The organism is Psychrosphaera sp., assembly GCF_982872775.1.
This window is the reverse complement of record NZ_CEYNSH010000008.1, coordinates 71,674-79,763: the sequence shown is the minus strand read 5'-3', so window position 1 is coordinate 79,763 and position 8,090 is coordinate 71,674. Positions and strand designations below refer to the sequence as shown.

The 8,090-nt window shown below is 42.8% G+C and carries 9 protein-coding genes; 4 read left to right on the top strand and 5 right to left on the bottom strand.

All coding sequences use genetic code 11. The features are described 5' to 3' along the window. Window positions 1-31: 31 nt before the first annotated feature. A complete protein-coding gene (gene prmA / locus AC4E96_RS04100) occupies window positions 32-913 on the bottom strand; it encodes a 50S ribosomal protein L11 methyltransferase (protein ID WP_490254970.1) in 882 nt (293 codons plus the stop codon). Window positions 914-1,040: 127 nt separating this feature from the next. Here prmA and AC4E96_RS04095 point away from each other — a divergent pair, with 127 nt between their 5' ends. Then, the gene (locus AC4E96_RS04095; RefSeq protein WP_488031685.1) at window positions 1,041-1,907 is read left to right on the top strand and encodes a 23S rRNA (adenine(2030)-N(6))-methyltransferase RlmJ; all 867 of its coding nucleotides are present in this window, start codon (window positions 1,041-1,043) and stop codon (window positions 1,905-1,907) included. Between the two features lie 48 nt (window positions 1,908-1,955). Further along, entirely contained in the window at window positions 1,956-2,831 is an 876-nt protein-coding gene (locus tag AC4E96_RS04090) for a class I SAM-dependent methyltransferase (protein ID WP_490254969.1), read from the top strand. Between the two features lie 231 nt (window positions 2,832-3,062). Here AC4E96_RS04090 and AC4E96_RS04085 read toward each other — a convergent pair whose 3' ends face one another. Further along, entirely contained in the window at window positions 3,063-3,362 is a 300-nt protein-coding gene (locus AC4E96_RS04085) for a DUF6482 family protein (RefSeq protein WP_488031683.1), read from the bottom strand. Window positions 3,363-3,529: 167 nt separating this feature from the next. Here AC4E96_RS04085 and purD point away from each other — a divergent pair, with 167 nt between their 5' ends. Continuing rightward, window positions 3,530-4,810, top strand: coding sequence for a phosphoribosylamine--glycine ligase (gene purD, locus AC4E96_RS04080; RefSeq protein WP_488031682.1), 1,281 nt, complete (start codon window positions 3,530-3,532; stop codon window positions 4,808-4,810). An 8-nt stretch (window positions 4,811-4,818) separates the two neighbouring features. Here the strand turns inward: purD and AC4E96_RS04075 are convergent, their stop codons facing one another. Genes AC4E96_RS04075 through AC4E96_RS04065 form a run of 3 tightly spaced genes read right to left on the bottom strand, consistent with a single transcriptional unit; the run spans window position 4,819 to window position 7,003 of the window. Then, on the bottom strand, window positions 4,819-5,589 hold the full coding sequence (locus AC4E96_RS04075; RefSeq protein ID WP_490254968.1) for a DUF481 domain-containing protein: 771 nt from the start codon (window positions 5,587-5,589) through the stop codon (window positions 4,819-4,821). 18 nt (window positions 5,590-5,607) lie between these two features. Further along, window positions 5,608-6,021: an MAPEG family protein gene (locus AC4E96_RS04070; protein ID WP_488031680.1), complete on the bottom strand. Its 414-nt coding sequence runs from the start codon at window positions 6,019-6,021 to the stop codon at window positions 5,608-5,610. 34 nt (window positions 6,022-6,055) lie between these two features. Further along, window positions 6,056-7,003 carry a TolB-like translocation protein gene (locus AC4E96_RS04065; protein ID WP_490254967.1) on the bottom strand — a complete coding sequence of 316 codons (948 nt, stop codon included), beginning with the start codon at window positions 7,001-7,003 and terminating at the stop codon, window positions 6,056-6,058. 118 nt (window positions 7,004-7,121) lie between these two features. Here AC4E96_RS04065 and AC4E96_RS04060 point away from each other — a divergent pair, with 118 nt between their 5' ends. After that, window positions 7,122-8,021: a phosphoribulokinase gene (locus AC4E96_RS04060; protein WP_488031678.1), complete on the top strand. Its 900-nt coding sequence runs from the start codon at window positions 7,122-7,124 to the stop codon at window positions 8,019-8,021. Window positions 8,022-8,090: the final 69 nt, after the last annotated feature.

The window sequence follows — 8,090 nt, the reverse complement described above, 5'->3', positions numbered from 1 at the left end:
ATAAGTTTTGAGCCTGAGAGTCGTCAGCGACCTATTTTATCGTTCCGTCAATTCTTACCCACTCATCTTCTTGAGTTGCGGGATTTAGGACTGCCAGCTCTTGATAAGCATCACTCACGTCATCGGCTTGTTCTGCTAGGATGCCAGAAAGCGCTAATAACGTTCCTTTATGGCCGTATCCGCAGATGATTTCTTTCAGCTCTTTAAGTGGCCCAGCTAGAATGTTTGCAACAATGACATCCGTATCAAACTGTGGTGCATCCTCTGGCAGGTACAACTCAATCTGATCCGCAACGCCGTTGCGTTCAGCGTTTTCCATACTGGCGGTAATGGCTTTAGGGTCGATATCAATACCAATAGCTCGTTTGGCACCTAGCTTTAGTGCGGCGATTGCCAAAATGCCACTTCCACAGCCAAAGTCCAAAACGGTTTTGTCACTTAAGTCCATACTTTCAAGCCATTTAAGGCAGAGTGCGGTCGTCGCGTGAGTACCAGTACCAAATGCTAAACCAGGATCTAGAATTACGTTACAAGCCGTTGGGTCAGGAATATCACGCCAGCTTGGGCAAATCCACAAACGTTCACCAAACTGGATTGGGTGGAAGTTATCCATCCATTCGCGTTCCCAGTCTTTGTCTTCCACTTGCTCTATTTTATGAGGGAAGTTTTCGCCAATGATTGGATTTGCTGACATTTGCGCGACAACCATGCCCAAATCTTCTGCCGCATCAAATAGCGCGACACAAGTAGAATGTGACCAATATTTCACGTCGCCTGGGAACAATTCAAAAATGGCTTCTTTTTCGCTGCCTGCGGTAAATGTTACTGACTGAGAACCTATCTCCATCAAAAAGTCACTGATTTCATCAACATGCTCTGCTGCGACCGCAAATCGAATCTGTACCCACGCCATAATATTCTCAACTTAGTTTTGTCTAACGGTAAAACCCGCAATTTTAGTGTAATTCAAGCCGTTTAGGAATGCGTGTTACACAAAAGCTGTTAAAATACATTTTTATTTACTTACCCAAAGGTCTCTCATGCTGAGTTATCGTCATGGCTTTCACGCCGGAAATCACGCGGATGTGTTAAAACACGCTCTATATCAATATGTGTTGAAGTACATGGGCAAAAAATCAAAGCCATTTTCTATTGTAGATACGCATGCCGGCGCTGGTGCTTATACGTTAAGTAATGACTTTAGCCAGAAAAATAAAGAGTTTGAAACAGGTATTGGACCGCTTTGGAATATGAATTCGGCAGAGCTACCTGAGCCTATCGCCGATTATGTTGCTGCGGTCCGTCGATTTAATAGTGAGTCCGACCATACCGACTTAGCGGTTTATCCGGGCTCTCCATGGTTTGCATTGGATAGCCTTCCGTTAGAGGGAAAAGCATTCTTTCATGAGCTACACCCTACCGATTTTGAATTACTCCGTGAATTTGTCCGAACTAACCGTTACCGAAAAGTAATAAAAGGCGATGGCTTTAAGGAGTCTGTGGGCTTATTTCCACCACCGAGTAAACGTGGTGTAGTGATTATTGATCCGCCATATGAGTTAAAGGAAGATTATCATCGCGTAGTTGATTATGTAACCGAGATAACAAATCGATTTAATTCAGCCGTTTGTATGATCTGGTATCCTGTCGTCGAGCGTACACGTATCGATGAAATTGAATCGCAACTCAAACGGTCAGGTATTCGAAACATCCAGTTGTTTGAATTAAATGTAATGGCAGACTCGGACGAAAAAGGCATGACGGGTAGCGGTATGATTGTGATAAATCCACCGTATACACTAAAGGCTGAGTTTGAAAAAGTGTTGCCGTTTTTAACACAAACTCTAGGTAATAAAGAAGGCCAAGAAGGTGCATTTTGGCGAGTTGAACAGTTGGTTGAAGAGTAGCCATTGTTTGATTACACTCAAAGTGTACTTCAACTTAAGGAAGAAAGAATGTTATTAAAATCAACGACAAAAAAATTAGTATTGGTAGCACTTGCTGGACTCGCTACAGCCTGTACGGGCAGTTATGTCAAAGACAATAAAACGTTTTCAGAAGATGGTAACGTACTCGTTTCTGCGTCAAAAGAAGCGGTTGAAAAGGCGGTGAATAACCCTCTTCGTGGTGAGGCAGCTGTGCGTGATTTGTATCGTCATCCTCAACAGACGCTTGAATTTTTTGGCATCAAGCCAGATATGACGGTAGTTGAGATTTTACCAGGCGGTGGTTGGTATACATCAATTCTAAACCCAATTGTGAAAGATGAAGGCAAGTTCTACGCGGCTCATTTTCATATGTATGAAGGTGCTCCGGGTTATTATCAACGTTCTTTAGAAAGCTTTAAGAAAAAAGCAGAGACAAATCCTTTATACAAAGGTTTAGAAATCACTGAATTCCATCATATAAAAGCGCATGACATTGCACCTGCTGGCTCTGCAGACATGGTGTTGACGTTCAGAAACGTTCACAACTGGTACATGGCTGACGGTGATGAAGGTGTTGAGCAAGCATTTCAGGCGTTTGCAAAAGCGTTAAAACCTGGTGGTGTTCTAGGTGTTGTCGAGCACCGATTACCAGAGAGTCGCGACCAAGCAGAAAACAAGCGCTCTGGTTACATGAAAGAGTCCTATGTCATTGCTGCAGCAGAGAAAGCAGGCTTTACTCTGCAAGCTAAGTCTGACATCAATGCTAATCCAAAAGACACGGCTGATCACCCTCGTGGCGTTTGGACGTTACCACCGCGCTTAGCTTTAGATAAAGAAGATCGTGAAAAGTATCTAGCAATTGGTGAAAGTGACCGTATGACCCTTAAGTTTGTTAAAAACTAAGTGTTTCTAGATATACAATACTCAAAGAAAAAGCTGACCTAGGTCAGCTTTTTTTAGTGCTCCTTTAGACTTAACCAAAGTCTAACCATTTCCACTTTTTGGCTTGGCCTTTCAGGATTTGTTTTGGTACTGCCGATTTGTAATCCACAATGAAATACCTGACTACAACATAAACCGCTTTTTTATCATTGTGGTCAGTCAAAGATAGTGGTTAGTCAAACATAGAGACCACTAGTGATTGAAATTGATCTCTACTTTAAGTTCGTTTTCGCCTTTGTCCGCCGCTCCGCACATCTCGTCGTAAGCTGACTGGTGAACCAAAAACGCAGATTTCACTCGGCACTCATTTAGCGCTTCTTTAACTTGAGTGACGTTTTTGAACTTGACGATGTTGTCATTATCATCAAACACGTAACCTTTGTGGTCGTTGTAGTCTACCTCCAACAAATAATCGCCCATTTCAAACGAATGGATGTTCAATTCTGGAATCTCGATGTCATTAAAGTTCAGGTGTGATAATCGGTGTTTCATAGACTGTCCCCCAAAGGAATTGCTTATTGTTGTGATTGGTTTAATACAACTTAAAAATTAATACGAAGTCATTTAGAGAATAGATTAAAAATTCGTCAATGAAATATAAAACCGTCGTGTTATACTGCCGCGCAATTTTTAACGACCTCTAATTAGTGGAAATTGCGATGAAAATCTTGGTTATCGGTGGTGGTGGTCGCGAACATGCATTGGCATGGAAAGCGGCTCAAAATGAAATGGTTCAAACAGTATTTGTTGCTCCTGGCAATGCAGGTACTAGCTCGGAAAACAAACTCACTAATGTTGCAATCGGAGCTGAAGACGTAGACGCGTTACTCGATTTTGCCAAACAAGAACATGTCGATTTGACGATTGTTGGACCTGAAGCCCCATTGGTACTTGGTGTGGTCGATAAATTTGAAGCGGCAGGACTAAAAGTTTTTGGCCCATCTCAAGCAGCGGCTCAACTCGAAGGTTCAAAAGCATTCACTAAAGACTTTTTAGCTCGTCATCAAATTCCAACGGCAGCCTACCAAAACTTTACAGAAATTGATCCAGCCATTGCATACGTTCGTGAGCAAGGTGCACCAATCGTTATCAAAGCCGATGGTTTGGCAGCAGGTAAGGGCGTTATTGTTGCTATGACTCTTGAAGAAGCGGAAGCGGCGATTAAAGATATGTTGGCCGGTAACGCGTTTGGTGAAGCGGGCTCACGAGTCGTTATTGAAGAGTTCTTAACAGGTGAAGAAGCCAGCTTTATTGTTATGGTCGATGGCACAAATGTTTTACCTATGGCGACTAGCCAAGATCACAAACGTGCATACAACGGCGACAAAGGTCCAAACACGGGTGGCATGGGTGCGTATTCGCCCGCTCCTGTGGTTACACCGGATATCCATAATCGCATCATGAATGAAGTAATTTACCCGACGGTAGAAGGTATGGCTAAAGAAGGTCATCCTTACAAAGGTTTCCTGTACGCAGGTTTAATGATTGCAGAAGACGGCACACCAAAAGTTATCGAATACAATTGCCGATTTGGCGACCCAGAAACTCAACCAATCATGATGCGTATGCAGTCTGATTTGGTGGATTTATGTTTTGCAGCATTGGCGGGTGCGTTAGACAAGGCTACGATTGAATTCGACCCTCGTCCAGCGGTTGGCGTCGTATTAGCGGCAGGTGGTTATCCTGGTAGCTACAACAAAGGCGATGTTATCACTGGTATTCCTGTCGCTACAGATAACACAAAAACGTTCCATGCCGGCACAAAAGAGGTTGATGGCAAGGTTACGACAAACGGCGGTCGAGTTCTGTGTGCAACAGCAATGGGGAGCTCGGTAACTGAAGCCCAACAAGCCGCTTATGAACTTGTTGAGCAAATAAAATGGCAAGGTGTCGAATTCCGAACGGATATTGCTTACCGCGCCATTGCTCGCGAGTCTTAATCGTTCGATTAGAACTCGTAAGTAAATCCAGCTTGATAGCTGACATCGGTTTCTTCAACATCCAAAACCGGTCGGCTATCATGCTCTACCAACAAACCAAATTTTAGCGACAGCTTGTCGGTCAATTTTGATTTTACTGATAAGCGGTTATAGGCGCGCCAATCAGCAAACTCAGTTACGTCTGGTTGGTAATAAAGTGTATTTGAGAATTCAGCATTTTCAGAGATAGGTAAAGTCGCTACCCAATACAAACTCAAACGTGTTTGCTGGAAGTCCAGTTCTTGACCGTCCACATCATATTCTTCCCACTCTTCAAACGCACCGATACCCAAAGTGTTTTTGGCAGAGATCTCTTTGCGATACGCTAAACCGACTAGTCGTCTAGATTCAAGTGACTTAAACTCGTCCGTATTAACCTGAGCGAAAACTTCAACCGCTTGGTTCTCTTCAAAATAGTAGTTATAGCGGCCGTGTAAAAATGAGCTGTCGGCACTTTTGACTTCGTTACTTTTGGCGTATTCACGACTCGCCATTACAAAACCAAAGTGTTTGTCTTGGCGCTCTGAGTGATAAATACCAAAGGCAAAGTTTTCAGTATCTGAATTTCCGCTTTTTCCTGATAAATCAAACGATAAAGCTGTGAAGCTAGGCTTGTCTTGTGAACGTTGTCTTAGAGACTCTGTTTCGTCAATAGCGGCACTTTGAGCAGAAAATAATAGGGAAGAAGCGAGCGTTGTGGAGAATAATGTTGAGGTTAAAATTGAACGTTGGTACTTCATAACTTCCTTAAGCTAATTTTAAGAGGGCAGGCAATTTATCATCATTGCAAAGCAAGATGCAATCCCGAGAAACCACACGGTACTGCGCAGTTTGTCCCAGTTTAGCCAGTAAAATACCGTGTATAACGTTCTAAAGATCACAAAGCCAAGAGCTAACACCATTATATGTCTGTCAACGTTATCTGTAGCGATAACCAATAGAACCGAGCACGCATAAACAATCAGTGCTTCAAAAGCGTTTTCGTGAGCGGCTAAGCAACGAGCGCCAAAGCCTTTGAGCTGACGCTGTTGGTCTCTGGGTTGTTGATTGTCATACCCCGGACGATATTTATTTCCCTGTTTATACATTGCGTAGGCGAGCGGCACTTTAGCTAAATAGGGAAGTAGCGCCGCGTAAATTAATGTGTAAATAACAATAGATAATTCAAACATAGTCGTTCCTTTTAATTAGGTCTGTTGGACTGACTTATTTAGCCGGTTCATTACATACAACCGCGAGTTGACGAGCATCTTGAGAGACGGCGATTCGGCTAATCGAAGTCGGGCAATCATCACTTAAGTCGACCAGAGGTTGCCAAGCCTGTGCGCCTTTTATCGACCAAATCACTAACTCTGAGCCATCGGCCGTGATCACGGTAGTGTCGTCAAATAAGGTGTAATACTGCGAACCTTTTGGAAGATGGATAAATGACTCTTGGGTTGAGGCCTTTTCATTAGAGTTGTGGCGGTAAGTTCTTAATTGGTGACCTTGGTCTGTGTTTACCGTGTAGGTGAACAAATCCAAATCCTGAGAGTAGCGAATACTCGGGCCGATATCATCAGCTAATTTTTTTGCTTTTTTAGCATTGGCAGAATCAATAATTTGTAGGGTCATTGGCTCGCCAAGAACAAACATAGCGATCTCACCGCTTTTGCCCCAAGCATGGTAGCCAACCGGCTTTATATGCCTATTCAATAATGCTTGTTGGCCGGTTTTTTTATTAATAGTCCACAGTCGTTGAGTGCCATCGGTTTCTACTTTTATAACCGATAACCGATCCGAATTTGGAATTTCTGTAGGTGAATACTCACTGGTTTGGACGGTTCGCGTTAAGTTGGTGTGACTGCCATTGGCAAAATCATAGTAAACGATATCCGTTTGGTCCTGACCCATGACCTTAGACATTTGGGTATAAAACAAGCCTTTTGAGTCACGACTAAAAAACGGCTGGTTGTCATAACCTGGTCGGTCAGTGACTTTAATTTTACTGTCTTTTAATACCTGGCCTTGTTCATTTATGTTGTACAGTAAAATGTCTGAGCTAGCTAAGGCTGAAAATGAGTAACTCGCGCCAATTATTGCGGTTGCTAAAATAGACAACACAGTGAGTCGAGAACTCTTTGTTTTGGTGTTAGTAGAGGTACAAACAGACATTAAATCATTTCCTTAGCTTGTTTTTCTTATTTTAAAATCGTGGACTTATAGTCCAAAACTTGACGCTAAACGTTATTCACTTTATAACAAACCTTCAATAAAACTAAAGATAAATTCTATGTCAGTTAAACATCCAATAATTGCGGTAACGGGTTCGTCTGGTGCCGGAACGACAACAACAACAAATGCAATTACACATATCTTTAGAAATTTAGAGGTAGATGCGGCACTCATCGAAGGTGATAGCTTTCATCGTTATGCTCGAGCTGAAATGGACGTAGAAATTCGTAAAGCACAGGAGCAGGGCCGTCACATCTCTTATTTTGGTTCAGAAGCCAACGACTTTGGTGCGCTGGAAAAGCTGTTTAAAAGCTATTCTGAAACAGGAACTGGTAACGTTCGAAAGTATCTTCATTCTTTTGACGAAGCGGTCCCTTACAACCAAATGCCGGGTACTTTTACACCATGGCAAGAGTTGCGTCCCAATACTGACTGTTTATTCTATGAAGGCCTTCATGGTGGAGCAGTTACTGATGAGCACAATGTCGCACAACATGTCGACTTGTTGATAGGCATGGTACCAATTGTCAACTTAGAGTGGATTCAAAAAATAATCCGCGATACGAATCAACGCGGACACTCCCGCGAGGCGGTAATGAGTTCGATAGTTCGTAGTATGGATGACTACATTACGCACATTACGCCGCAATTCTCTCGAACTCATATCAACTTTCAACGTGTCCCAACGGTCGATACCTCCAATCCATTCAGTGCCAAAGACATTCCAACGTTAGATGAAAGTTTTGTGGTTATTCGCTTTAGAGATAACGAGCGGGTGGATTTTCCGTTCTTGTTACAAATGATTGATGGTTCATTCATGTCGCGAATCAATACCATTGTCGTGCCTGGCGGTAAAATGGGCCTTGCATTAGAGTTGATCATGACACCACTTATCGAAAACCTCATCAATAAGCGCCGTAAACTTATCGGCCAGCTAGATTGGATCGAAGACAAATAATATTGAGTTTCGCTCATCAAGAACAAATTTCTGCACTACACTAAAACCGTAAATTTGTGTGCGCTTTTG

What these genes read in the sequence shown, in the direction of transcription:
- prmA (WP_490254970.1), bottom strand. Translation starts at nt 913, where the DNA reads ATGGCGTGGGTACAGATTCGATTTGCGGTCGCAGCAGAGCATGTTGAT.
- AC4E96_RS04095 (WP_488031685.1), top strand. Translation starts at nt 1,041, where the DNA reads ATGCTGAGTTATCGTCATGGCTTTCACGCCGGAAATCACGCGGATGTG.
- AC4E96_RS04090 (WP_490254969.1), top strand. Translation starts at nt 1,956, where the DNA reads ATGTTATTAAAATCAACGACAAAAAAATTAGTATTGGTAGCACTTGCT.
- AC4E96_RS04085 (WP_488031683.1), bottom strand. Translation starts at nt 3,362, where the DNA reads ATGAAACACCGATTATCACACCTGAACTTTAATGACATCGAGATTCCA.
- purD (WP_488031682.1), top strand. Translation starts at nt 3,530, where the DNA reads ATGAAAATCTTGGTTATCGGTGGTGGTGGTCGCGAACATGCATTGGCA.
- AC4E96_RS04075 (WP_490254968.1), bottom strand. Translation starts at nt 5,589, where the DNA reads ATGAAGTACCAACGTTCAATTTTAACCTCAACATTATTCTCCACAACG.
- AC4E96_RS04070 (WP_488031680.1), bottom strand. Translation starts at nt 6,021, where the DNA reads ATGTTTGAATTATCTATTGTTATTTACACATTAATTTACGCGGCGCTA.
- AC4E96_RS04065 (WP_490254967.1), bottom strand. Translation starts at nt 7,003, where the DNA reads ATGTCTGTTTGTACCTCTACTAACACCAAAACAAAGAGTTCTCGACTC.
- AC4E96_RS04060 (WP_488031678.1), top strand. Translation starts at nt 7,122, where the DNA reads ATGTCAGTTAAACATCCAATAATTGCGGTAACGGGTTCGTCTGGTGCC.